Genomic DNA, 623 nt, shown 5'->3' with positions numbered 1-623 from the left:
TGTCGAGATCGATGCGGCAGCACCATACGGCAGGACGATGCCGTTCTCCGCAAAGAAGCGTACGAGCTCCTTCATTCGACCTGCTCCGGCAGGCGTGAGATAGGCCTCGCGGTAGTCATTCGGGGTTTGTGCCTTTGGATGGACGCGAAACAGGGAGGCGGCTCCGGTCACACACATCGGCGCGTCCCTGGCTGAGATAGCTCGACAAATCCCGTCCCGGACAATATCTCCGAGGATCTCAAGATGTGCAAAAGCCGCTTGATCCAGATGCCGCATTGCGGCCAGCCCCGCTGTCATGGATAGTGGATTGGCGGAAAACGTACCGCCTTGCGGAAGCAGCGGCCGACCCGCTGAGGCATCGAATACCTTCATTACGTCCTCGCGACCGCCGATTGCTCCAATCGGCAAACCGCCACCGATGATCTTGCCCATCGTGATGAGGTCCGGAACAAGGCCGTAACGTGCGGAAGCACCCTCGAAACTCTGCCTAAGATTGAGGACCTCATCAGCAATCACCAGAATGCCGTTCTTGCGGGCAGATTCTTGCACCGCGGCCATGAATTCAGGCTTTGCCGCAACGAGGCCACCGCGGCTCGGCATCGGATCCAGAATGATGGCGGCAA

1 protein-coding gene is annotated in these 623 nt (G+C 59.1%); it reads right to left on the bottom strand.

Annotated features, from left to right (window positions below; translation table 11 throughout):
- Positions 1-623 (bottom strand): aminotransferase class III-fold pyridoxal phosphate-dependent enzyme (locus tag I6F16_RS37480; RefSeq protein ID WP_225174774.1); only part of this gene is annotated, 623 nt, incomplete at both ends.

It is taken from the genome of Bradyrhizobium sp. IC4060 (assembly GCF_020193715.1).
Lineage (GTDB): Bacteria > Pseudomonadota > Alphaproteobacteria > Rhizobiales > Xanthobacteraceae > Bradyrhizobium > Bradyrhizobium yuanmingense.
The sequence above is the reverse complement of the archived record's forward strand: the minus strand, read 5'-3'. Positions and strand labels throughout refer to the sequence as shown.